General features: G+C 33.9%; 23 protein-coding genes. 15 read left to right on the forward strand and 8 right to left on the reverse strand.

Annotation, left to right across the window (positions count from 1 at the left end; all coding sequences use genetic code 11):
* Positions 1–30: 30 nt before the first annotated feature.
* From JQC67_RS17230 to JQC67_RS17265, 8 genes are all read left to right on the forward strand, one after another.
* The gene (locus JQC67_RS17230) at positions 31–402 is read left to right on the forward strand and encodes a VOC family protein (RefSeq protein ID WP_203254154.1); all 372 of its coding nucleotides are present in this window, start codon (positions 31–33) and stop codon (positions 400–402) included.
* A gap of 53 nt (positions 403–455) precedes the next feature.
* On the forward strand, positions 456–1169 hold the full coding sequence (locus JQC67_RS17235) for a helix-turn-helix transcriptional regulator (protein ID WP_203254155.1): 714 nt from the start codon (positions 456–458) through the stop codon (positions 1167–1169).
* Positions 1170–1244: 75 nt separating this feature from the next.
* Positions 1245–1895, forward strand: a complete 651-nt coding sequence (locus JQC67_RS17240; protein ID WP_203254156.1) for a hypothetical protein — start codon at positions 1245–1247, stop codon at positions 1893–1895.
* 172 nt (positions 1896–2067) lie between these two features.
* Entirely contained in the window at positions 2068–2286 is a 219-nt protein-coding gene (locus JQC67_RS17245; protein WP_203254157.1) for a putative signal transducing protein, read from the forward strand.
* 126 nt (positions 2287–2412) lie between these two features.
* Positions 2413–4143 (forward strand): tetratricopeptide repeat protein, encoded by a 1731-nt coding sequence (locus tag JQC67_RS17250; RefSeq protein ID WP_203254158.1) that lies wholly within the window; start codon positions 2413–2415, stop codon positions 4141–4143.
* Between the two features lie 112 nt (positions 4144–4255).
* Positions 4256–6205 (forward strand): helix-turn-helix domain-containing protein, encoded by a 1950-nt coding sequence (locus JQC67_RS17255; protein ID WP_203254159.1) that lies wholly within the window; start codon positions 4256–4258, stop codon positions 6203–6205.
* A gap of 456 nt (positions 6206–6661) precedes the next feature.
* Positions 6662–7183: a hypothetical protein gene (locus tag JQC67_RS17260; protein WP_203254160.1), complete on the forward strand. Its 522-nt coding sequence runs from the start codon at positions 6662–6664 to the stop codon at positions 7181–7183.
* Between the two features lie 331 nt (positions 7184–7514).
* Positions 7515–8162, forward strand: coding sequence for a hypothetical protein (locus JQC67_RS17265; RefSeq protein WP_203254161.1), 648 nt, complete (start codon positions 7515–7517; stop codon positions 8160–8162).
* 331 nt (positions 8163–8493) lie between these two features.
* Here the strand turns inward: JQC67_RS17265 and JQC67_RS17270 are convergent, their stop codons facing one another.
* Together JQC67_RS17270 and mnmA are read right to left on the reverse strand one after the other, a co-directional pair.
* Positions 8494–9435 (reverse strand): NAD(P)H-dependent flavin oxidoreductase, encoded by a 942-nt coding sequence (locus JQC67_RS17270; protein WP_203254162.1) that lies wholly within the window; start codon positions 9433–9435, stop codon positions 8494–8496.
* A 79-nt stretch (positions 9436–9514) separates the two neighbouring features.
* Positions 9515–10708, reverse strand: a complete 1194-nt coding sequence (mnmA, locus tag JQC67_RS17275; protein ID WP_203254163.1) for a tRNA 2-thiouridine(34) synthase MnmA — start codon at positions 10706–10708, stop codon at positions 9515–9517.
* Between the two features lie 516 nt (positions 10709–11224).
* Between mnmA and JQC67_RS17280 the strand changes: the two genes are divergently transcribed.
* Complete coding sequence (locus JQC67_RS17280) at positions 11225–12760, forward strand: fasciclin domain-containing protein (protein WP_203254164.1); 1536 nt, start codon at positions 11225–11227, stop codon at positions 12758–12760.
* Between the two features lie 286 nt (positions 12761–13046).
* On the opposite strand, the gene yidC is transcribed toward JQC67_RS17280, so the two are convergent.
* The 3 genes from yidC to JQC67_RS17295 form a co-directional block, all read right to left on the reverse strand.
* Entirely contained in the window at positions 13047–14915 is a 1869-nt protein-coding gene (yidC, locus tag JQC67_RS17285; RefSeq protein WP_203254165.1) for a membrane protein insertase YidC, read from the reverse strand.
* A 77-nt stretch (positions 14916–14992) separates the two neighbouring features.
* Positions 14993–16630 (reverse strand): CTP synthase, encoded by a 1638-nt coding sequence (locus JQC67_RS17290; RefSeq protein ID WP_203254166.1) that lies wholly within the window; start codon positions 16628–16630, stop codon positions 14993–14995.
* A 54-nt stretch (positions 16631–16684) separates the two neighbouring features.
* Positions 16685–16921 carry a DUF3820 family protein gene (locus JQC67_RS17295; protein ID WP_203254167.1) on the reverse strand — a complete coding sequence of 79 codons (237 nt, stop codon included), beginning with the start codon at positions 16919–16921 and terminating at the stop codon, positions 16685–16687.
* Between the two features lie 126 nt (positions 16922–17047).
* Here JQC67_RS17295 and JQC67_RS17300 point away from each other — a divergent pair, with 126 nt between their 5' ends.
* Positions 17048–17917, forward strand: a complete 870-nt coding sequence (locus JQC67_RS17300; protein WP_203254168.1) for a hydroxypyruvate isomerase family protein — start codon at positions 17048–17050, stop codon at positions 17915–17917.
* Between the two features lie 137 nt (positions 17918–18054).
* Positions 18055–18315: a hypothetical protein gene (locus JQC67_RS17305; RefSeq protein WP_203254169.1), complete on the forward strand. Its 261-nt coding sequence runs from the start codon at positions 18055–18057 to the stop codon at positions 18313–18315.
* Positions 18316–18383: 68 nt separating this feature from the next.
* Here JQC67_RS17305 and JQC67_RS17310 read toward each other — a convergent pair whose 3' ends face one another.
* Together JQC67_RS17310 and JQC67_RS17315 are read right to left on the reverse strand one after the other, a co-directional pair.
* Positions 18384–19130, reverse strand: a complete 747-nt coding sequence (locus tag JQC67_RS17310) for a LytR/AlgR family response regulator transcription factor (RefSeq protein ID WP_203254170.1) — start codon at positions 19128–19130, stop codon at positions 18384–18386.
* Positions 19131–19140: 10 nt separating this feature from the next.
* Positions 19141–21222, reverse strand: coding sequence for a tetratricopeptide repeat-containing sensor histidine kinase (locus JQC67_RS17315; protein WP_203254171.1), 2082 nt, complete (start codon positions 21220–21222; stop codon positions 19141–19143).
* Between the two features lie 282 nt (positions 21223–21504).
* Between JQC67_RS17315 and JQC67_RS17320 the strand changes: the two genes are divergently transcribed.
* From JQC67_RS17320 to JQC67_RS17335, 4 genes are read left to right on the forward strand one after another with little or no spacing between them, the layout of a single operon-like run.
* Positions 21505–22146 (forward strand): DUF6252 family protein, encoded by a 642-nt coding sequence (locus JQC67_RS17320; RefSeq protein ID WP_203254172.1) that lies wholly within the window; start codon positions 21505–21507, stop codon positions 22144–22146.
* A gap of 39 nt (positions 22147–22185) precedes the next feature.
* Complete coding sequence (locus JQC67_RS17325; protein WP_203254173.1) at positions 22186–22440, forward strand: hypothetical protein; 255 nt, start codon at positions 22186–22188, stop codon at positions 22438–22440.
* Positions 22441–22448: 8 nt separating this feature from the next.
* Positions 22449–24377, forward strand: a complete 1929-nt coding sequence (locus tag JQC67_RS17330) for a kelch repeat-containing protein (protein WP_203254174.1) — start codon at positions 22449–22451, stop codon at positions 24375–24377.
* A 48-nt stretch (positions 24378–24425) separates the two neighbouring features.
* Positions 24426–24950 carry a hypothetical protein gene (locus JQC67_RS17335; RefSeq protein ID WP_203254175.1) on the forward strand — a complete coding sequence of 175 codons (525 nt, stop codon included), beginning with the start codon at positions 24426–24428 and terminating at the stop codon, positions 24948–24950.
* Between the two features lie 54 nt (positions 24951–25004).
* On the opposite strand, the gene JQC67_RS17340 is transcribed toward JQC67_RS17335, so the two are convergent.
* Positions 25005–25508, reverse strand: a complete 504-nt coding sequence (locus tag JQC67_RS17340) for a DUF922 domain-containing protein (protein ID WP_203254176.1) — start codon at positions 25506–25508, stop codon at positions 25005–25007.
* Between the last annotated feature and the right edge of the window lie 7 nt (positions 25509–25515).

Genomic DNA, 25515 nt, shown 5'->3' on the forward strand with positions numbered 1-25515 from the left:
CGGTATGTTTAATCACTAAATCTAAAAACAATGTCAAATGCAATCAGCTGGTTTGAAATACCAGTATCAAATTACGAAAGAGCAAAAAAATTCTACAACACCGTATTGGCAATCGAAATTAAAGATTCACCAATGCCCGAAGGCAATTATGGAATGTTTCCGTACGACGATGACAATAATGGTGTAGGCGGTGGCCTTGTTGAAATGCCAGGGTATAGTCCGTCTACCGAAGGCGTAACCGTTTATTTGAATGGCGGAAATGATTTAAGTTCACCTTTAGAACGAATTGCAACTGCAGGTGGCAAAATTGTAATGCCAAAAACAGATATTGGTGAAAACGGGTTTATGGCCCAATTTATTGATACTGAAGGAAACAAGGTTGCACTACATTCTTGGAATTAACAGCTAACAACTTAAGGTAGTAGCTCATTAATGGGTTTGCTACCTTTGTTTTTATGACCCAGCTTTCAAGACTCATATCAATATTAACGCTTTTAAAATCACGAAGGGTTTTAACGGCAACTGAACTTTCAGAAAAGTATTCGGTGAGCGTTCGTACGATATATCGTGATATTCAAAAATTAATTGAAGCTGGTGTACCCATAATTACACTTGAAGGCCGAGGTTATACTTTAATGGATGGCTACACAGTCGCACCCGTACAATTCACTGAAAAACAAGCGAATGCATTAATTACAGCTGAACATTTAGTGAGCCAATCTAACGATTCTTCATTTGTAAAAGATTTTGAAGATGCCCTCACAAAAATAAAATCCGTATTTCGATCCTATGTTTTAGAAAAAAGTGAATTACTTGATAATAAGATTCACTTCTTCAACCCTAAGCGTGAAAATATTTCAAGCAATGCACTCTCAGAAATTCAATTGGCCATTACCAACTTTAATTATGTAGAAATTAATTATCGCAAAGCGGATGACCCAAATATTTCATTTCGTAAAATAGAGCCATGTTTTATTTTTTCTACAGAGAACAAATGGCTGTTAATAGCTTGGTGCCATCTAAGAAAAGATTATCGTTCATTCCGAATAGATCGTATTCAACATTTCAAAATACTTTCAGCGCAATTTGAAGACCGCAAGTTCACAATTCAAGATTATTTTAATTCTGAATGTGAGAAAGCATATCGGAGTCGTATGAATAAAACATAGATTTCCTGAAAATAAGTGCAGAAATCCCATTATTATTACGATTTTAGGTAGCTAATAAGCTAACTGATTTAAATTATGGAGCTCTTAATTACTACCAGTATTTATATACATGCTTTTTTGGGAGGATTAGGACTCATTACCGGCGTTGGAAGTATGGCCGTTAAAAAAGGTAGTGGCATCCATAAAAAAATGGGAAAAATTTTCTCTATCAGTATGATAGCAAGCTGCATTTTAATTCTACCCATTACTTGGGTACCAGGGCACATAAGTCCCTTTCTCTTTTTAATTTCCCTATTTACCATTTATTTAGTGCTTGTCGGTAATCTATCACTAACTTTTAAAAAACGTGATAAACTTAAAGCAGATTCTATTGATAAAGGACTTTCAATAGGTATGGCAATTTTTTCAATTTTTATGCTTGTTTATGGTATCTACGGATTATTTAATACGGTACAAGACAATGCGTTATTCCTTGTTTTTGGTGGATTAGGGCTTTTCTTGACATTTCGAAATTTTCAGTTTTACAAAAATTTTAAAGAAAAAAAGATAGCATGGTTATTAAGCCATCTTACTTTTATGATTGCGGCATTAATAGCATCATTTACTGCTTTTATCGTGGCCGGCCTTCATATGTGGAATATAGTTGCTTGGGTAACACCTTCTATTATTGGCACCATTTATATTATTTATTGGAGACGAAAAATGAAAGCTAAAATAGCTTCATAATTGTCAATTTTGTTTGTTCAAACTTTCAAAAATTGTGATTAATATTCGCATTGTGTAATTAAAATCAACAATGTAAAGTGGAATCATTACTATTCTCAAATATAATTCCTAAATTAAAGGATAGTATTTATTGTAAAATAATTAAATCATAGTATTCACTTAAAAATATATTATGCATTCCAATTATTCGAAAGTATTTTCAGGAAATCAATTTATAGTAAAGAAAATTGTTGACGAGCTTAAGAAAATCGGTATAGAACCCGTATTAAAAGACGAATCTAAATCGGCAAGAATGGCTGGTTTTGCTTCTAGTATGAATGGTGATGTTGATATTTATGTGCATAATGATGAATTTAAAAAAGCGCAAAAAGCTATAAGCGAAATATCTTAATAGGTTAGTTTTAAAGTGTTTATATTTACAAAAGACTAAATTTATTTACCCTCAAAGAATAAATAAAAAGATTCTCCCGCTCAGAGTTCCCCAAGAATTAATTCTTAGAATATTAATAGGTCAACGATGAAAAAGAAAATCAGCTTTGGGTTACTTGCCATTACATTTGTTCTACTCGGTGATATTCTAATTGATAATATCACTACCAATCAGAATGACCAACGGCAAAAAGCCGGGCTTAACTTTATCAAATGTACAGTTGCTAAATATGTATTAAATAATATTGATACAACACAGCAGATATCGCCGCTATTCAACAACTTGGGCAATCTGCATTTTACTATTTCAACCAAAAATGAAAGAGCACAATCCTTTTTTAATCAAGGCGTAAAACTATCTTATGCATTTAATCATGCAGAGGGTCATCGTTCTTTTATGGAGGCCACTCGTCTAGACCCTACCTCTGCTATGTCATATTGGGGTCAAGCTTTTACTTTAGGCCCAAATATTAATGACCCTTTACCAGATGAAGAACGTAAGAACAAAATCAATGAAGCCCTTGCGAAAGCAAAAATATTAGCAAAAAATGCTACAAAAAAAGAACAAGCATTGATAGAAGCATTATCAGCTAGATACAGTACAGATTTAACTAAAGATGTTGCGGAATTGAACATGGCATATATGATAGCAATGGCCAAGGTTGTCAAAAAATATCCGAAGGATGCCAACATACAAATATTATATGCGGCGGCGGTTATGAATACGGTTCCGTGGAATTATTGGGACAAAGAAGGTAAGCCATCACCAAACATTAAAGAAGCCAAAATAGCGCTTGAAAATGCCATGGAGCTTGAACCTGAAAACCCAGGTGGTCATCATTACTATATTCACATGGTTGAATTACCGTATCCTGATATAGGAATAAAAAGTGCTGATAAATTGGCATCACTTATGCCGGGTGCTGGTCACATTGTGCATATGCCTTCACACATATATATTAGAGTTGGCAGATATTTAGATGCCGTTAAAGTAAATCAGAAAGCAATACAAGCTGATGAAGATTATATCTCACAATGTTTTGCGCAAGGGTTATATCCGTTAGCCTATTATCCGCATAACATACACTTTCTTTGGTCTTCAGCAAGTTTATTAGGTGATAGTAAAATTGCTATTGATGCAGCAAAAAAGACAGCAGAAAAAGTACCAACAGGTGAATTGATAGCACTGCCATTTTTACAAGATTTTGCAGCAACACCCTTATTAGCTTATACGCGTTTTGGTAAATGGAACGAAATTTTAACCATCCCTGCACCTAGTTCGAATATTAAACATCTAAACCTAATTCGTCATTATGCACGGGGAATTGCATTTATTAGAAAAGGAAATATTAATGAAGCACAAGAAGAATTAGATGCTATTCTTTCGCTCAAAAATGATCCAGAATTAAAAGATATTATAGCAACAGCCAATAACGCATCTATTCATGCAGCAAATATTGCTTATGAAGTTGTTGCTGGTGAATTAGCGGCGTTAAAAGGTGAAAATGAGAAAGCCATTAAGCATCTTGAAAAAGCAGTTGAATTCGAAGATCAATTGACGTATACTGAACCCGCTGCATGGCACATACCAACACGACAAAATTTAGGAGCCATATTATTAAAAACAAAAAAGTTCAAAAAAGCTGAAATGATATATAAAGAAGATTTAGATATTCTTCGCCAAAACGGCTGGTCTTTAATGGGCCTACACAAAGCTCTAGAAGCACAAGGTAAAATAGAAGAATCGAAAACAATAAAAGCAGAATTTGATAAAGCTTGGGAGCATGCAGATATTGCAATTGAAACTTCTGTATTATAATCTATTAATTATTACTTTCCTTTTAGCAGTTTTTTTAATGTTTGTTGTTGTACGTTTTTTAATAGAATTATTCTAGAAAAAATATTGCATAAGATTATCTAACAACAGCGTTGTGAACGCTAAAAATGAAAAATTAAAGGAATGCATTATCTTTATTGAACCAGTTGTATTGCATCGTATGGATAATAATTTCACAGATAACCTACATACTTTAGTACTAAATCATATTGCCGATGAAAATTTCGGTGCAGGCCAACTTGCTACGCTATTAGACTTAAGTACATCTCAAACATTAAGAAAGGTAAAAGCAGCTACAGGTAAATCTGTTAACCAATATATTAACGAAGTTAAATTGGCTGAGGCTGCTAAATTAATTAAGGAAACCGATTTTACTTCTGCTGAAATTTCTTATAAAGTAGGGTTTAGCAGTCCGTCTTATTTTAATAAAACATTTCGAAAACATTATGGCATAACCCCTGGAGGTTATAAAACACAAGAATCAATTCAAAAAAATGATGATGTCATAAAAGATGTTAATGAGATACCTACTAAAGCTCCAATTCATAAAAAACCAACAAAGCAACGCTTAATTATTACTGGTTCTATCATAGCATTTCTACTAGCGACTATGACATTTTACTTTTATCAAAAACCTAATAATGAAACAACTATTGGAACTTCTGAAACTGTAATTAATGATAAATCTATTGCCGTGCTCCCCTTTAAAAACTTGAGCAGCAATAAAGAAAATGAATTTTTTGCTGATGGTGTCATGGAAGTTATTTTAAACCATCTTACACGTATTAAAGAGCTAAAAGTTATTTCGAGAACATCAATGGAGCAATATCGTGGGACCACAAAAACTATTCCTGAGATTGCAAAAGAATTGGGCGTATCATATATATTAGAAGGAAGCGTACAAAAAGACAATGATGAAATTAGAATTATTACTCAATTGATAGACGCAAAAAATGATAAACATATTTCGTCAACAGATATAAAAAAAGATTACAAAGACGTTTTTGAGTTGCAGAGTAACATAGCTCAAGAAATTTCGAGAGAATTAAATGCTAAGCTTTCTGATGAAGAGCGTCATCAGATTGAGAAAAAACCAACGAATAATCTTGAAGCATATAATTTATATCTACAAGGAGTGCATTTTTTACGCAATGGTTCGACTAATAAAAGTATACCCTATCTAGAACAAGCGATAGAGAAAGACACTGAGTTTGCATTTGCGTATTCAGAATTAGCAATGGCGTATGCGATTCTAGTAACCAGAGGAAGTTCTAACCATGATAGTTTTATAAAAAAAAGTAAGGAATTAGCGCAAAAGGCTGTTGCACTAGATTCAAGTATTGGACAAGCGCATCATACCCTGGCATTATTGCTTTTTCGTTATGATTGGAATTGGAAAGCTGCTGAAAACCAATTTTTAATTGCACTTAAATCAGATCCAAAAAATGGTTTCACACACTTATTATATTCTAAATTTTTAAATTATACTGGTCGTATAGAGGAATCAAAAGAACGAATTAAAATAGCGCAGTCACTTAATCCAGTTTATCCTAGTAATTATATAACTAGTGGTTATTATTATTATTATTCTGGTGATTATAAAAAAGCGCTTTCTGAAAACAAAAAAGGATTAGAAATGATCCTTAAACCTAAAGAAACCAATTGGTTAAATTTTGATATTTATATTGCTCAAAAACAATATGATAAGGCTGTTACAAATCTTAAAAAATTAAGGAGTGAGAATGAGGCCAATGAAATAGATACTGCATACAAACAATTTGGAATAAAGGGTGTTTATAGTTGGCTTATTAAGATGAATTCTAAAAGCAAAAATTACAATGCCCCTTACTATTTAGCGCAAAATTATGCGTTTATTGGAGAACATGAGAAAGCCTTAGAACAAATAGAAAAATCTTTTGAAATGAGAGTATCGCCACTAACCACTATCAATAGAGATCCTTATTTCAAAAACTTTAGATTAGAGCCTAGATTCAAAAACATTATTAAAAAAATGGGTTTTAATGATTACCAGGTTACCGATTAATCTTCATCTCACTATTTGATGTCATTTAAAAGTAGCTCATATTCGTAAGAACTAGTAAAGTAATTTTACTTTTTTAGGCTCGACTTTTACAGTATAAAACTAACCACTTATTTTATCCTCTCTGTTACGTACACAAGCATTAAAAACTTCTTAATGCTTGAAAATTACAATCACGTGCGTTTAAAACACAATGATTACCCTCTAACATACAAGTACTTACGTAAAAAATACAATAATCAAAACGCTATACTGTCTTAGTTTTGGGTAACTAGATTGTGGTTATTCATCACGGCTATAAAAGCAAAAAAAATAACACCAAATCTAGTTGACAAATTCATCAACTATAAAGACTAACCGGTTATTCTTCATTGATGAAAGTTGTCGATTTCTTTTGCGCATTTTGACAAAAAAATCGCATTCAATATAAATAGATTATTAATTATAAAAACAAATATTATGAAAACGTTTTTAATTAGTTTAATTATTTTGGCCTTCGTTACAATAAGTCATGCTCAAGGCAACAACAGTGTGCCAAATCTAGAAATAAAATTAGAGAACAATAAGACGACTCTTATAAACACCAATTACCTAAGCAAAATAAATGAAGAAACAGTATCACCCAGAGTTTTAGAATTACAACATATTGCTGCTCACTTTAACCTATCTAAATCATCAATTTATAAAGGTAAAGGCAGTAACTACGTCGTGTCTTTTAAGAAGACCAACGGTGAAATATTAGCCACTTTCAATGACCGCGGTATAATACTGTATTCTATGGGAAAATTTAAGGATGTTATCTTACACATGCCTGTTAGAAATACTATCTACAAAACTCACCCAGGATGGTTTGTACTCACTAGTACTTATAAGACTTCCTATTCAATAGAAGCGGGCGTAGAAAATATATATAGAGTGAAGATAGGTAAAGGCGAACTTCAAAAGAGACTAAGAATCGATGTTGAAGGTAATCTGTTGTAAACCGCTTTTAATTATACTCAAGAATCCTTCCCATCTGAAAATAACAAATTTAATACCGAATAATGCCTATACATTATGGTCGGTTGTCTAAGGTAAAAACACGGGGCTGCCAACTATTACTTATGCTACCAGTCTTGTTGCAGCGTAAAAGCTATGATATACAAACATCCTTTACAAAGTTATAGAAACATCGTTTACACTTTTTAAGTTGCATTTGGAACCAAAATTCAGATGTATTGCCTTGGAAAGAACAGACGATTATGGAACAAAAAATGAATGCAATCAAGGGTTAAGGGAACTATCCTACAAAATAATTATAAAAACAAATATTATGAAAACTACAATGAAACTTTTTACCTATGTACTATTAATCTTCACTTTAGTATTTAATTCGTGTACAAAAGAAGGAGATGTTGGCCCTATGGGCCCAGCAGGAACTCAAGGTACTGCTGGAATTAATGGTGCTGACGGTGCAGATGGTACTGACGGCACCGATGGTGTTGATGGCATTAACGCTTCTGGCGTAGATGGAATAGCTATTATGGACTATAATGACAATGTGCTTTTGGGAGCCTCATCAACCCTACATCGAGATAAAGATGGTATTACTGTACATTTTAAAACAACAGAATTAATACCCAATAATGTCTACACTTTGTGGTATGTAATCTTCGGAGAAGAACCAGGACCGCCAACGTCTACTTATGTTACTGGTCTTATTGCCGGAGAAGACGGGACAGCTATTTTTTCTGGATATAAAAGTGTTGATGCGGATTTTAATAATCCGTTAACGGCTGAAATCCATCTTGCATTACGTACTCACGGACCGGCCCAGCCAGGCATGATACCTACCCAGATACAAACTATGGATGGTGGTTGCACATCTGGATTTGACTCGGGTCCATCACTACATCCAGATTCTGAGGTAGTTGGGTATTGCGCTAATGTACAAGTTGGCATGCATCCTCCCGTAAATTAATCGTATACCATACAGATCATCAAGATACTATAGAAAACCGGAGCATACTATTGACTAAAAGTATCTGGTTTAAAGCACTAGTACCCTAGAATTATTTTAAAATAATTCTAGGGTACTAGATTTGTTTTAACTAGCCTAGTCTATTTCAATTGAAAATTCATTTGAAAAAAAATGTTATTCAGATATACAAACCCTTTTGGCCGTAAACTTAAACCCAAGCCTTATTATTCTATTTGTCTTAATAACTGGTTTAACTAACTGCAAAGATTACGCACCAACACTTGAAGAAATTATAAATAGAAAACGAGGCAAATTAATTGAAACTTCTGTATTATAAAGTTGAAGCCTTTGATTTAGCCACCTTAAATTCATGTACAAAATCAGCAACTATCTGAGCCGCAGGTTTGATGTCATGCAATAAAGCTGAGACTTGTCCGATCTCTAGTTCACCTTCTTTTAGATCACCCTCGAACATTCCTTTTTTAGCTCTTGCACGACCCAATAATTCTTTTAATTCTTCAGTTGAAGCACATTTAGTATAAGCAGTTTGAATATCTGAGTAAAATTTATTTTTAAGCAAACGAACAGGTGCTAATTCTTTCAATGTTAATTGTGTATCCCCTTCTTTCGCATTTACAACAGCTTGCTTAAAAAGTAGATGAGATGAAGCTTCATTACTCGCAACAAAACGACTACCAACCTGTACCCCATCAGCACCTAAAACCATAGCAGCCAACATTGAACGTCCATTAGCTATTCCCCCTGCAGCTAGCATCGGAATAGTTATCTTTTCTTTAACCGCAGGTATCAAGACTAAGGTGGTAGTTTCATCGCGTCCATTATGGCCACCAGCTTCAAAACCTTCAGCTACTATTGCATCAACACCAGCTTCTTGCGCTTTCAATGCAAACTTTACACTACTAACTACATGTACTACTATAATTCCTTTCTCCTTTAAATAGGTTGTCCATGTCTTAGGATTTCCTGCGGATGTAAAAACAATTTTCACACCCAATTCAACAATGACATTCATAATCTTATCTAGCTCAGGGTAGAGCATTGGCACATTAACACCAAAAGGTTTTGTTGTTGCTTGCTGACATTTAAGAATATGTTCACGTAAAACTTCAGGGTACATAGAACCCGCCCCTATAACTCCGAGGCCACCTGCATTTGAAACAGCTGAGGCTAATTTCCAACCACTAGCCCAAACCATACCCGCTTGAATAATTGGGTATTTAATTTTAAAAAGTGCGGTGATTCGGTTTTGCATGAATTACTATTATGTCTTGCGCAGTCATTCTTTAATAAAGTATACTATTCCTGAAAAATGCTCAATGGTATACCAATACTTATGCTATAACTCCAGAGCCTAATAACTCCTCATCAACATACCAAGCAACAAATTGCCCTTCAGTAATGGCCGATTGCTTATTCTCAAAGTCAACATAGAGGCCACCTTCAATTTTATATAAAGTTGCCTTTTCTAAGGCTTGTCTATATCGAATTCTAGCCATCACTTGCATTGTTTCATCTACTTTTAATGCTAAATCAGGCCGTACCCAATGTATTTCATCCTCATTAACAAACAACGTTTTTCGATATAAACCAGGGTGCATTTTACCTTGACCTGTATAAATAACATTCTCATCAACGTCAGTATCTATTACAAAAAGTGGTTCTTTAGTACCGCCAACAGCTAAACCTTTACGCTGACCTTTTGTAAAATAATGTGCGCCTTGATGCTCCCCTACTACCCTACCATCTTCTTTATGATAAATAGGTTTTTCCGAGTTAAAAGCCAACTCTTCTTGTTTACTTTCAAAACTGGGTACCGATTTATTATATAAAGCAACATCTGAAGGCACTTCAACAATCACACCTTTTTTTGGTTTCAGCTTTTGTTGCAGAAACTCAGGTAAACGAACTTTGCCAATAAAACATAATCCTTGAGAATCCTTTTTATCTGCAGTAATTAATTGGTTTTCAGCAGCAATCCGTCTCACTTCTGGTTTTATGATTTCACCAATAGGAAATAAAGTTTTTGCCAATTGTTCTTGAGATAGTTGGCATAGAAAATACGATTGATCTTTATTACCATCAGCACCAGAAAGCAACTGATACGTCTCACTACCATCTGCATTTTTTAGTATTCCCTTTCTACAATAATGTCCCGTTGCAACATAATCAGCTCCTAATTGCAAGGCAATTTTCATAAAAACATCAAACTTGATTTCCCTATTGCACAACACATCTGGGTTTGGGGTACGCCCCATTTCGTATTCCTTGAACATATAATCAACAATACGTTCTTTATACTCTTTGCTTAAATCTACTGTTTGAAAAGGAATACCAAGTTTTTCAGCAACAATTAGCGCATCATTACTATCTTCTAACCACGGACATTCTTCTGAAATGGTAACCGAATCATCATGCCAATTCTTCATGAAGAGGCCAATAACATCATAGCCTTCTTCTTTTAAAAGATAGGCTGCAACGCTAGAATCTACTCCACCTGAAAGTCCGACAACAACTTTTTTCTTCATTACTTTAAAATAGCATACAAAAGTACAAAATTAGGGAAGAAACTCTGTAAGCCGTTTTTGCATGCTTTATCTTAAAATTAGCACCAACGAATGTTTTATATCTGAGAATATACTATTCCATGACATGCTAAACTCTCTACAATTCAATGTTTTAGAAACTTTATGGTGAAAATCATAAAAAATAATTTATCCAAAAAATATCAACCTAACCTTAAAACTAAAATACAAAACACCTAGCATTAGGTACTGAGTTTGTTAGCTATTTGCTTTTGTCATTCCAAAATGATTTTATAATTAAAAAACAAGCCAATTTCATTTTTGTCTAATTTTTTAATAAAAAACTTAGACAAATAGAATTTTTTTATATATTCGTACTAACATTTAAAGAAAATTGCTCTTTTAAAAATTTTGTTACGGTACAAATACAAAAAAGTTGCTAAAAAAAATTGCCTTGTACCGTAGCAAAATAAATTAAATCAGCTCTGAATTGATTTTAATAACTTAAAAACTATTGCTATGAAAAAGATTGTTTTTCTAAAAAGTATTTATCTCTTTACATTTTTATTTTTGATTTTATCATCATGCAATAACAGTGACGACGACGAAGTCATTTTAACTATGGATGATAAGAATATAGTTGAAACTGCACAGGATACTGAAGTTCTATCGAGTCTGGTTGCCGCCTTATTAAAAGCTGATGAAAATGAAGGCACTGACTTAGTTGGTACCTTAAGTAGTCAGGGACCCTTTACCGTATTTGCTCCTACAAATGAAGCATTTACTAACTTACTAAGTAGCTTAGACGGTTATGATTCATTAGAAGATTTTGATACTGTAGAAAAAAGAGAATTACTAACTACTATTTTAACGTACCATGTTGTCTCAGGTGTTAGTGCAAAATCTACTGATCTCAGCGATGGCCAAATAATAGGCACTGTACAGGGCGAAAACTTAAACATTATTTTAGATGGTGGTGTATATATTTCGGATGCCACCGATGCTAACGCTCAAGTAACTAGTGCCGATATCGAAACTAGTAATGGTGTAGTACACGTTATAAATAAAGTGCTAATTCCACAAGCAGTTTTAGATGCGTTAGAAGTTGAAACAGAGCTCGACAACATTGTTGAAATTGCTGTGGCTACTGACGATTTAAGTCTTTTGGTAGGGGCATTACAACAAGCCAATGCAGGTTTGGTTGATGTTTTAAGCGGAACAGGTCCATTTACGGTATTTGCACCTACGAACGCAGCATTTGCTGATTTACTTGATTCATTAGGTGATGAGTACAATAGTCTAGCGGATTTTGATACCGAGGAGGAAAAAGCCTTATTAGTTAAAATATTAACCTATCACGTTGTTGGAAATGTTGCAGCCTTTTCTACAGACCTTTCAGCGGGACAAATGATAGAAACAGTACAAGGTGAAGAAATTACTATTAACCTTGAAGGCGGAGTTTTTATAGAAGATGCTACCGATATGAAGGCTGCCGTAATAACTGCTGATGTAGAAGCCATTAATGGTGTAGTACATGTAATTGATAAGGTACTTTTACCTCAAGAAGTTGTTGATGCCTTGAAACCAAATATTGTAAATCTCGCGCAAAGCGTGGATGATTTAAGCGTATTAGTTGAGGCATTAATTCAAGCTGATGCTGGTTTGGTTGATGTTTTAAGTGGAACGGGACCTTTTACTGTTTTTGCTCCTACCAACGCTGCCTTCGCAGCATTGCTTGAAACATTAGGTAATGAATATAATAGCTTGGCAGATTTTGACACAGAAGATGAAAAAGCATTGTTGGCTAAAATACTAACATATCATGTGGTTTCTGGTGCAAAAGTGTTGGCAAGTGACTTAACTGATGGTCAAGCAATAGAAACCGTTCAAAGTGAAGTTATAACTATTTCCATTCATGATGGAGTATTTGTAGGGGACGCAACGGATGACAACGCTACTGTAACAACAGCAGACGTAGAAGCCAGTAATGGTGTTGTACATGTTATAAACAAAGTTTTATTACCACAGGCAGTACTGGACGATTTAAATCACTAATTAAATTATTACAGTAGTGTTTGGCAAACTTCCTTGTACTTGTTCCCCGACGGTACTTGGAAGTTTCGTTATTTAAATAAGTGAACTAAATAACAATAACACGATTATTAAAACATCATTTTAACATAGGTTAGCATACAAAAATGAAGGCTTTACAACTATTAATTTATCAAAGCTCTTATTAGTTGCATATTGTGGTCCCAAATCTTACCAAACATAACCAACTTAGTAACAAAAAGCCCCGATAGAAATATCGGGGCTTTTTATTTTTATTGCAATCCAGAGCTTATTTTTTACCTAATTTTTTCTGCTCCTCAGCCTGTTCCATCATTTCACGCATCTTTTTCTGAAACTTATTTTCCTTTTTAGGCTTTTTCTTATTTTCTTGAATTTGGGCATGTATTTTATCGTTATCAATAATTACATTCTTGATAACCAGCATAATACCAATTGTAATCAAGTTAGAAATGAAATAATACAAACTTAAACCACTAGCATAGTTGTTGAAGAAAATCAACATCATAAATGGCATTAAATACATAATAAACTTCATATTAGGCATACCCGGTTGCTGCGGCATATTTTGTCCTGTAGTCATCATCATATAAAAGAATATTGCAATAGATGCCAAAATCGGGAATAAACTCATGTGATTACCATAAAATGTAGAAATCACAGGAATATGTGTCGTCCATTCAAAAATGGCATCGTAAGACGAAAGATCATCTGCCCATAAGAAGGATTTTTGTCGTAATGCAAAAGATGTTGGGAAAAACATGAACAACGCATAAAAAATTGGCATTTGCAATAAAGCTGGCACACAACCACTCATTGGACTCACGCCAGCTTTTCCATAAAGCTTCATGGTTTCTTGCTGCTTTTTCATCGCATTATCCTTATATTTTTCGCTAAGTTCTGTAATCTCAGGTTTTAGAACTTTCATCTTAGCCTGTGATAAATAAGATTTATACGTAACTGGTGACATGGCTAAACGCACTATTATTGTCATCAATATTATTGCAATACCAGCAGGTAAAAAGTTACTTAAAAAAGTATAAAACGGTGTAAATACATAGCGGTTTATCCATCCAAAGATTCCCCATCCCCAATAAATAGTATCTTCTAACTCATACTGATCATATTTTTTTAATTCAGTAATATCGGTTGGTCCATAGTACCAATTTAAATTTTCAGAAATCTCACCCCCTTCTAATGCTAATGGAATAGAAGCATTAAAATCCTTAGTAAATTTCACATCTTTGCTTTCTTCTTCCACCAAATTAGTCGTACTAATATTAGCAGTCTTAAAATTTTTCTTTGTTGCTAAAATTGAAGTGAAAAAATGTTGTTTTAATGAAAGCCATTTCACATCTTCTTCAATATCATCGTCATCACCATTTGCAGACAAGTAATCTATTTTACCATCCTCATAGTTATACATCATTTCCGTATAACGGTTTTCATATTTAACACTTTTACTATGTCGAATACCTTTTAAAAACCATTCTAGATTAATGGGTTTATCACCTTTAATTACCCCATTTAATCCTTGTGAACGCAATGTAAAATCCACCATATATTCATCGGGCTTCATTTCATATCGATATTCTAAAAATTCATTAGGGGCAATTTTGGCCTTCATTGATAACACTTGGTTATCACCGTTTTTTGATAAACTTGGTTCGAAATAAAGATCATTAGTATTTAATGTTCTGTTATCAGAAGTTGAAAAAGTTAATCCGAATGAAGCATTACCATCTTTAATTAAATAAACTGGTACAGAATCATACGTATTGAATTGCATCATTTTTGCTTCAACAATCTGACCACCTTTATTACTTATAATCAATTGAAGAATACCATTCTCTAAAGTAGTGTTACCATCAGAAGGCTTTGTAAAACCAAAAGCACCAAGTGAATTCTGATAATTCGCTACCGCGGTCGAATCTTGTAGATTAACAACTGGAACTGTAACTGGTGTTGAATTTTGTGTTCTTTGTTCGGTAGTATTTTGTGACTCAACCTGTTCTTGCTTTACCTTTTCGGCCTCTAATTCTTCTGGTGTTGGCCTATTTTGGTAGAACATAAAAATAAGTATCCCAAAAATGAGCACAAAACCAATGATTGAATTTATGTCAAGTTTCTTTTCTTCCATCTAAAATTTTGATTCACCAAACGGATGGGTTTGGCTGGTTTTGGTTTAAAGAGCAAATATATGCCCAAATGCGCATTTTATGTCAAAGTGACATTGGTTTGTTTTAATTTTTGATTTAGAGCTGCTTTTACAAACCCAACAAAAAGTGGGTGTGGATTAGCTACAGTACTTTTATATTCAGGGTGATATTGTACACCAATAAACCACGGATGGTCTTTTAACTCCACAATTTCAACTAAACTTGTTTTTTCATTTATACCTGTAGCTTTTAAACCAGCAGCTTCTATTTGCTCAAGATAATTACTATTGAACTCATAGCGATGACGGTGTCTTTCTGAAATACTAGTTTGATTATCGTAAACTTCAGCCACTAAACTACCGGGTGTAATTTTACAATCCCAAGCTCCTAAACGCATTGTACCGCCTTTATCAACAACACTTTTTTGTTCTTCCATCAAGTTAATCACAGGATTAGAAGTGCTTTCTAGCATTTCAGTAGAATTGGCATCGGTTAAACCTAATACATTTCTAGAGAACTCAATAACAGCCATTTGCATCCCTAAACAGATTCCTAAAAACGGAATATTATTTTCTCTAGCATATTTAACAGCTTCAATTTTACCTTCAATACCACGTTCACCGAAACCTGGGGCTACAAGAATTCCATTTAATCCTCTCAGCTTATCTTTTAAGTTATTTTCAGTCAAATATTCAGAATGTACGGATCTAACATTAACTTTAACTTCATTGACAGCCCCTGCATGTATGAACGATTCTAATATTGATTTATACGAATCTTGTAATTCTACATATTTACCAACCAAACCAATAGTTACCTCGTGATTTGGGTTTTTATGACGATGTAGAAACTCATTCCAATTGTCTAAATCTGGTTTTTTAGAATCTGACAAGTCCAATTTTTTCAGCGTCACTTTATCTAACCCTTCAGCTTGCATTAAAATTGGCACATCGTAAATAGTTGATGCATCAATAGACTGTATAACAGCTTCTCTCTTTACATTACAAAAAAGCGCCAATTTGTCTTTAATTTCTTCTGAAATATGGTGTTCGGTACGGCAAACAAGAATATCCGCTTTAATACCGCTTTCCATTAAAGTTTTTACAGAGTGTTGTGTCGGTTTTGTTTTAAGTTCGCCTGCTGCCGATAGAAAAGGTACTAATGTCAAATGAATAACAATACCGTTAGTATCACCTAACTCCCATAGTAATTGGCGTACAGCTTCTATATAAGGTAATGATTCAATATCACCTACAGTACCACCAATTTCAGTAATTACAATATCATAATCACCACTATCGCCTAAAAGCTGAACACGTTGTTTAATTTCATTGGTAATGTGCGGTACTACTTGAACTGTTTTACCCAAAAATTCACCTCTGCGTTCTTTTTCAATAACACTCTGATATATTCTACCAGTAGTTACATTATTCGCTTGTGAGGTTCTCACGTTCAAAAAACGCTCATAATGACCCAAATCTAAATCGGTCTCAGCACCATCATCAGTCACATAGCATTCACCATGTTCATACGGGTTTAATGTACCTGGATCAACGTTTATATATGGATCTAGTTTTTGAATCGTGGTCTTATACCCCCTTGCCTGAAGCAATTTAGCAAGTGAGGCGGCAATGATGCCTTTACCTAATGAAGAGGTTACTCCCCCCGTAACGAAAATGTATTTTGTTGCTGGCATTATAGCGTCTTGATTACGGGGCTCAAAGATACAACATGAGCCGTAACTACGCAGTTATTCTTTAGGAAAATCTTTTTGAATTCTATAAATTATTGACTCTAGACCATTAACTTTGATTTCATACATACTTTCTAATAATGTTCCTAGTTTACCTGTAGGAAATCCTTTTTGTTTGAACCAAACATAATAAGGTTCAGGAATATCAACCAATAATCGCCCTTTAAACTTACCGAATGGCATTCGATAATGTGCTAATTCTATAAGTTTCTTAGCATCTGGTTTTACATTCATCAACTTCTATAATTTCCCAATTTATAATTCATAAAAATAAGTCTATTTATGTTTGTAACAATTTATTGATTTAACAGAGCTATACATTCCGTATATTGCTATTAACTAATTGAACCGAATTCAAAAATGAAAAGAAGAAATTTTATAGGCACCTCAGCGGCGGCATCTGTTGGTATTTTAGCAAGTACATCTGCTACTGCAATGTCTTCAAATGAAAACAGCCCAAAAGAACTTAAAGGGAATATTAATCATAGTGCTTGTAGATGGTGTTATAGTAAAATACCACTTGAGGAATTATTACAACATTTTAATAGACTTGGCATAAAAGCACTAGACCTTACCGGACCTGAAGACTGGCCTTTAATGAAAAAATACGGCATTGATGCTTCTATGTGTTGGGGTGCTGGCAAAGGTATTTTAGAAGGATGGAACGACCCCAAACTTCATGCTGAATTAATTGCTGATTATGAACAAATGATACCGAAAGTAGCTGAAGCTGGTTATAAAAACCTCATCTGCTTTAGCGGAAATAGAAATGGAATGGATGACCAGGTAGGTCTAAAAAACTGTGCAAAAGGTTTAAAAAAACTTATGCCAATTGCAGAAAAACATGGAGTTATTATACAAATGGAACTCCTTAATTCTAAAGTTGACCATAAAGATTATATGTGTGATACCTCAGCATGGGGTGTTGAACTATGCAAAGAAATAGGCTCTGACAACTTTAAGCTATTATATGATATTTACCACATGCAAATTATGGAAGGTGATATTATTCGCAACATTCAAGATTATCATCAATATTTTGGTCACTACCATACTGGTGGCAACCCAGGGCGACATGAAATCAATGATACACAAGAGCTTTATTATCCTGCAATAATGAAAGCGATTCTCGCTACAGGTTACACAGGTTATGTTGCTCAAGAGTTTGTACCAACTTGGAAAAACCCAATAGCCGCTTTAGAAGAAGGTGTTACTATTTGTGACGTATAGAATTTTAAACTTCTATAAATAAGAATAATACATCGTAAATAATTATGCTAAACTTTTAAATGCATTACTGTTTACGATGTAAATTCACAATATTTCAATATGTTTTTTGTTATAGCTTGGTATAAAAACCAACCAACATGAAAACTAAATTAGTAAAATTCACACTTATTTTTACCGTAGCGGTATTACTCTCTAGTTGCGTTAAGAAAGCATTAGACCCATTTAACAGTGTTAAATGTCTAGAAAGTTATGCTTCGCTAGCAAATGAAGATTCGGATGATGAATGTGCAATTCAAATTGAAAACATTGATGCCATATTAAGCAACTGTTCAGCCTATTTGTCAGATTCTGATAAAGATGATTTAAGAGAACTTAGAGCTACATGTCAAGGCAACTAATTATTTGATTTTCTAAAAAATCTATTTTAACCTAAAGAGCAGCAATTACGAATTGAAATGCTAAGCATTCAATTCGTAATTTTCTTTAGAAATTCTTCTTTTCTACGCATAGCAACCTCAACGGTAGCACCATCTTTCATAAGCAAATAACCACCTTTGCCTTTTATGTATTTATCTACATAAGAAAGGTTTATATAATGTGATTTGTGTACTCTAAAAAAATCATTACTTCCCAATAATTCTTCCAAGAATTTAAGCGTTTTTGTAGCCGTGAATTTTTTTCCTGTACTCAAAAAAATATGGGTATAGCTAGCATCTGATTGGCATCGAACAATTTCATTTGTATTAATAAATTTCAATCCATCTAATGCGGGAATTGCAACTTTTTTAGCACGATTCAAATTATTCTCAAAATTGTGAAAGAGTACTTCAAGTTTTTTCGAAGTATCCTTTAACCCCACTGTTTTTTCTATTTTCTCAATCGCACGCTCAAATTCAACACTATCAATAGGTTTTAAGAGATAATCTAGTGCAGAGAATCGAAACGCTTCTACAGCATAAGAATCGTAAGCCGTTGTAAACACAACTTCAAAATCTACTTTAGATAGCTTTGCTAAAAGATCAAAACCAGTTTGATTTTGCAAATGAACATCTAAGAAAACCACATCAGGATTAATAGCTTCAATTTCTTTAATTGCTGAATCAACTGAATTGCAACAAGCCAACAGGTTAATTGTTTCAGAATAATCACTTAGAAGTTTCACCACACGATCAATGCAATGTTGTTCATCATCTACAATAATAGCTTTAAGCATAAATAATTTATTAAAATCGGAGTTCTAAGGGTAGTTTTAACTCAACTCGAAGACCTTCTTCTTTATCGAACATTTCAATACTACCTTTTATCTGCTTCAAACGCCCCATAATTTCTAATCTACTTGCTGTGATATTAATGCCCATTGAGGTCTTTCCAACCTGCCCATTCAATTCTTTTTTTCTTCCGACACCATCATCATCAACGCTACAAACAACTAATTTATTTTCCTTCTTTATATGAATAGTGATACTACCTGAACCATTTTTTTTGTCAATACCATGCCAAATACTATTTTCAATAAAAGGTTGCAACAGCATTGGTGGCACCAAAGTGTTTTCAGCGTCAATAGTAGAATCAACTGAAATAGTATGCAAAAGTTTATTCTTCAAGCGTAATGCTTCAATCTCAATATACAAGTGCATAAGTTCAAGATCTTCTTCAAGTGTAATAAGTTTTTTTTCTGAATTCTCAAGAATTGAACGTGTCAATCGAGCAAATTTAATTAGATACTCATTTGCTGATTCTACATTGTTTTTAGCCATGTAATCACCAATTGAGTTTAAAGAATTAAATATAAAATGTGGGTTCATTTGAGAGCGCAAAGCCTTCAATTCGGTCTCAGCTACTTTACTATTAAAATCGGCTAGCTTTTTATCTGTAATCGCTTCGCTTCTTTTCTTATACAGTAAAAAAACAATTGCCAATGCTATTAAAAAACCAATGGCTCCAATAATAGTAGCTCTATTGATAAAACGCTGTTGCGAAATTGCTGCTTCAGAAAGTGCTTGTTCCTTTTCGAATTGCGATTGTAAGAGGGCTTTTTCACCTTCGTATTCATATTTAGATTCTAACCGAGCAATTTCTTCCTTTTTATCTACCGAACTAAAACTATCTTTTAAAGCAACTGCCTGTGTTCTGTTAACATATGCGGATTGATAGTCACCGATTATAGATTGTATAAATGCAATATTTTCTAATGCTTCAAACTGTAGATTTAGACTTTTCGCCTCCTCCGCATAGGATAAAGAAGTTTGATAATTTTGAACTGCATATTTTAAATTTTTATTTCGTGAAGAATCGTTTGCTAAGTTTAAATAACATTTACCAAGATTTTGATGTACTATAGCCAAATTATTGGCGTTTTTTAGCTTTTCATAAATTAGTTTAGTTTGCTCAAAATATGAAATAGCCTCTTGATATGATTCCATATCAATAAGGGCAATACCAGTATTCGTCATTGCACTGGCCATACCTCTTTCATCGCCATTGTTCTTCATGATATCATAACCCTTTTGGTAATACACCAACGCTTCTTTTGGCTGTCCACTAGAAGTCTCTATACGCCCTAAATTCATCAAACTGTTTGCCACACCCTGCTGAAAATCTACCTTCTTAAAAAGCTGCAATGCATTTTCTTGATATTCTCGAGCAAGATTAAATTTTTCTAATCGTGCATAAAGTAATCCTAAATTAGAATGAATACTCGCATATTGTAAATCACCTCTTAAGTTTAAATCTTCATAAATTAATTTAGCTTCCAAATAGCTTTCAATAGCTTGAGGGTATTGTGAAAGATACATATGGTTAACACCAATACTGTTTAACATTTTAGCCATTAAAAAGCTATCTTTTTCAACTTTGAAAACCTCATAAGCTCTAATGTTATTATCATTAGCCCTATTATAATCAGATTCGTTAAAGTAAACCAAACCCTTATTGTAAATCAGACGAGCAGCACCTTTTTTATCATTATTTTTCTGTCTGATATTTAGTGCTAAATCATACATTAATAATGCTAATGAATCTTCACCCACGGCACTATGGTTATGCCCTTTATTAGCGTAAGCTGAAGCGAGAATTAAAGGAGTTTTGAGTTTTTTCCCTAACAGAATGGCCTCTTCACCAATTTGAATACCTTTTATGGGGTCAATAGAGTAATAAGTATAAACCAACTCATTCAAAGTTTTTAGGCGAAGTGTATCTGAAGTTGTTTGACTACTAAGAACTTGGTTTAAAGAATCAATTTTTTGTTGTTGTGCTAAACCATTACTCGAGATTAAACACACTATAATAATAAAGAAAAACCTCATTTAAATAACTCAAATTAATCGGGGGATTTGTTTAGTAGTTAAAAATAAACCTTTCGCTAGAAAACAACGCAAACAAAAATTACCAAATGTGTTGAATTACTGATGTTTTATATACAATTAGCCACAAAACTTAAAAAATTAAAATACGATTAAAGATTTTTTGACAACGGTAAAAGCTGAAATGTCGGCTTTAAAAAAATAGCGATTCTAAATTAAAAACCTAGCACATATCTTGTATAGAACGATTGTTATGAATTACCAAACCGAGACCAAAAAATTTTTATGAGACAGAAACATCTAAAATCAATTGCTTTAATTTTTCTATTTAGTATTTCTTTCTTAGTTATAAATAATTGCGGTAAAAGTACAATTGAGAATGCTCTAGAAGATATAGCTGATGCAGACGAGGATAACGAAGGTGAAAGCAACGAGGATACTGAAGAGCAAATTATACCCAGCTTTACAGCCCAAATAAATGATTCTGAATTTGAAGCCACCCTATTAATTTCTCAAAGTTTAACTGGAGCCAGAATTAGCAATCATTCTTTCGGTTATGCATTAGCTATAACCGGGCAATATGTTGCTCAAGATTTAAAAAGTAGCAAACTAATATGGTTATTTGCTTACGGAACTGATTTTAACGAATTAAAAGCAGGCTCGGAGTTCAACAACGTAACCAGTATCATTTTACCACAATCCCCAGGGGCCTACGCTATTTACGGTGAAGACCCAAATAGTGATATTGAAGATGACAATTATGGCACAAGCACCGTAGAAGAAATTTCAATTAAAATTACTGGTATTGATAGAGAAAAGATGCTCATTTCAGGCGAATTTAATTTTATAGCTGTTAATGATGATACTTCTCAAAAATATAAGATTACCGAAGGTGTATTTACTGATTTAACCTACGAAATTCAATAAACGTAATTCAATATTTTTCAACTAAAAACCGCCAATATTATGAACAAAGTAAAAACCTTAGCTTCTATTACCTTATTATTTTTAATAGTTTCAAGTTGCGTAAAAGAGGTAAAAGAAACAATTGACAGCATAGAATGTGCTACACTGCTAGGTAAATTAAGCCAGGACGACAGTGATAGCTGTGCAGAAGCACTTGCCGATATTGAAAAAATTGAGAGGCATTGTAGCGAGTTTCTCTCTGACGAATCTAAAGAATTAATAGCCACGTTACGAGCAAACTGTACAGATAATTAACCAATACAATGAAAACAATTAAAAATTTCAGCGTAATATGCGCTGCATTATTCTTTTTGACTTGTTCTAAAGATAGCAACAACGAGAGTTCAGAACCAACCAAACAAAATGTAGCCCCCAATGCATTTAATCTAACGACAATAGCAAATGAAGCTACCGAAGTTTCTCTTATGCCATCATTTTCTTGGCAAAAAGCAAGCGATGCTGATGGAGATACAGTAACCTATGATTTTTATCTAGATACCAATAGCTCACCTACCACCAAAATTGGTTCAAATTTAACTGCCACGTCGCATACAATAGCAAGCACACTAGATTCAGACACCAAATACTACTGGTCAGTTACGGCAAAAGATTCTAAGGGCAATACGACTTCATCATCTGTTTTTAGCTTTACCACAGTTGCAAATAATGCACCTGCTAATTTTAATTTATTGACTTTAACAAATGAAAGTGAAAATGTTTCTTTAACTCCTTCTTTCACTTGGGAAGCTTCGGTAGATCCCGAAGGAGAAGCAGTGACCTATGAAGTTTATTTAGATACCGCTGAAAATCCGGAAACTAAAATTGGCACTAACTTAAATGAAACAAGTTATGATGTTACTACTGCCCTAGCCTTTAATACTACCTATTATTGGAAAGTTGTTGCAATAGATGAAAACGAGAACAGCATAGAAAGCGGTACTTATAGTTTCACCACTATGAACAATCCACCACCTTCAAATTTTGAACTTACGGGAATAGAAAATGGTGCAACAAATATCGAATTATTGCCTACTTTAATTTGGGTAGCAGCAACCGACGATGGAGTCGTAACCTATGATTTATACTTTGGCTTAAATGAAAATCCTGAACTATTTGAGTCTGACATTACGGAGACTACTTTTGAAATAACCACCGAATTACACTTAAATCAAACTTATTATTGGAAGGTTGTAGCAAAAGATACCAATAACAATGAAACTGAAAGTGAAATCTATAATTTTACCACAAAAGAAGTGAATTTACCTTCCGCTGCGCTCACAACATCCGCTCCTTTTTCTACTAGAGCTGGGCATACCTCGGTGGTATTCGACAATAAAATATGGGTCATAGGCGGCTACAATGGCGATGGCTCTATTAATGGTGGAGTTGATTTCTTTAATGACATATGGTCTAGTACAGATGGTATTAACTGGGTTTTAGAAACTTCAAATCCTGGTTTTGCTGGAAGACATGATCATGCTTCTATCGTCTACGACAATAAAATTTGGGTTATTGGTGGAAAAGCATTTGATGTACCGGGAAGAGCAGTTAATGCCTCCTCCAGAGATATGCAAGATGTATGGAATTCAAGCGATGGAATCAATTGGACTCAAGTAACTGATAATGCCCCGTTTTCGCGCAGGGGTGGCCATGCTTTAGAGGTTCTTAATAATAAATTATATTTAGTAAGTGGAGGTTATAGTTCTTTTGGAACAGAAGAAATATGGAGCACAACTAATGGACTCGTTTGGACTCTAGAAAAAGACAATTTGGTTTTTGACAATTTCAGCAGACATAACCACAAAATAGCACAATTAAACGGAAATTTCTATTTAGTAGGAGGATATAGACTTAGTTATGATGAAATCTGGAAAAGTAGTGATTTAGAAAATTGGTCATTAGTCAAAGATAATTTAGATTTTTTTGCAAGAATAGCACCATCATTTCATAATTATAATGGAAACTTATTGTATTTTGGAGGCCTCACAGCAAACACCTCATATACCACATCATCAGGTTACCGACAGACAATTTGGTATAGTGTAGACGGTGAGAATTGGTCTGAAGGTGCAACGCAAGCCCCCTATTTTGAAAGATACAAACATACATCAGTACTTTTTCAAGGCAAGATTTATATGATTGCTGGTAAAAATGCTTCTGGCTACCTTAATGACGTTTGGTCGTTCGATTAATTATAAATTCAAACATTTAACCACTATATCCATAAAATTTAAAAACAAATGAAAAAAAACATTATCTACTTTGTCTTTGCCTTATTAAGTGTAACTTTTACTTACGCACAAGAATTTAGCGTAGGAACCAATGTTATAAATGCAGGTATTGGCTTAGGTGGCTATTACGGAGGGTACTCAACCTCATCGCAAAGCCCAGTTTTAAGTGTCAGCTATGAAAGAGGTGTTTGGGATGTTCCTGGACCTGGAGTAGTAAGTCTTGGTGGCTACTTCGGAAGAAAAACCTTTAAATATAATTCTATAGGAAGCGATTATAGTTGGTCATACAACGTAATCGGAGTTCGTGGAGCATACCACTACTTAGGCTTAGAAGTTGAGAATCTTGACGTTTATGCAGGTGCAATGGCATCGTATCGCATATATAGTGGTGATAGAGCCAACAACTTTGGTAGCAGCCCGGGTGGAACCGCCTTTATAGGAGGTCGGTATTATTTTGCCGAAAATTTTGCTGTCTTTGCTGAAGGAGGTTATGGAGTAGCGTTATTATCCGTAGGAGCATCGTTTAGGTTTTAACAATCACTTCTGTAATACAAAATATAAAAGCTCCTTTAGATAAAAAAGGGGCTTTTATTCTTCAAGTGATTTCGCAATCTTTTCATTCCAAATAGATTGTTGCTCTAAATCTCTAGAATAGTTGGTTTCGCGATCATACTTGTTCTGAAAAGCATGTAAGTCTGCATTAATTTCAACAAAAATAGCACGTACCTTTTTCTTGATATTGGTATCGTTCCTAACGGTTTTTAAACGTGTTCGAAATTTCTTGGCAAAAAGCTCAGTAATATCAAAATGCAACTGTTCATGGCTTAGTACTACATCATTACATAATTCTGGTTTGTACCATGATTTATCAGGATAAAAAAGCGAGTTTACAATAATCTCAAGACTTGATTCACCATTTGCAATAATACTACTTAAAGAATATGTTATGCCACTAGCTGTGGTTGCTGCAGCCCATTCGGTTTTTAGAGGACTACCCTGATAATCTGCCCAAGTTAATTTTCTTTCTTTAGACCATAGTAGTACGCGGTCTTCATCTTGCGCTTCAATTTGACTAAAAGTCAAAATGCACATTAACAGT

It is taken from the genome of Aurantibacter crassamenti, from assembly GCF_016811105.1.
GTDB classification, from domain to species: domain Bacteria; phylum Bacteroidota; class Bacteroidia; order Flavobacteriales; family Flavobacteriaceae; genus Aurantibacter_A; species Aurantibacter_A crassamenti.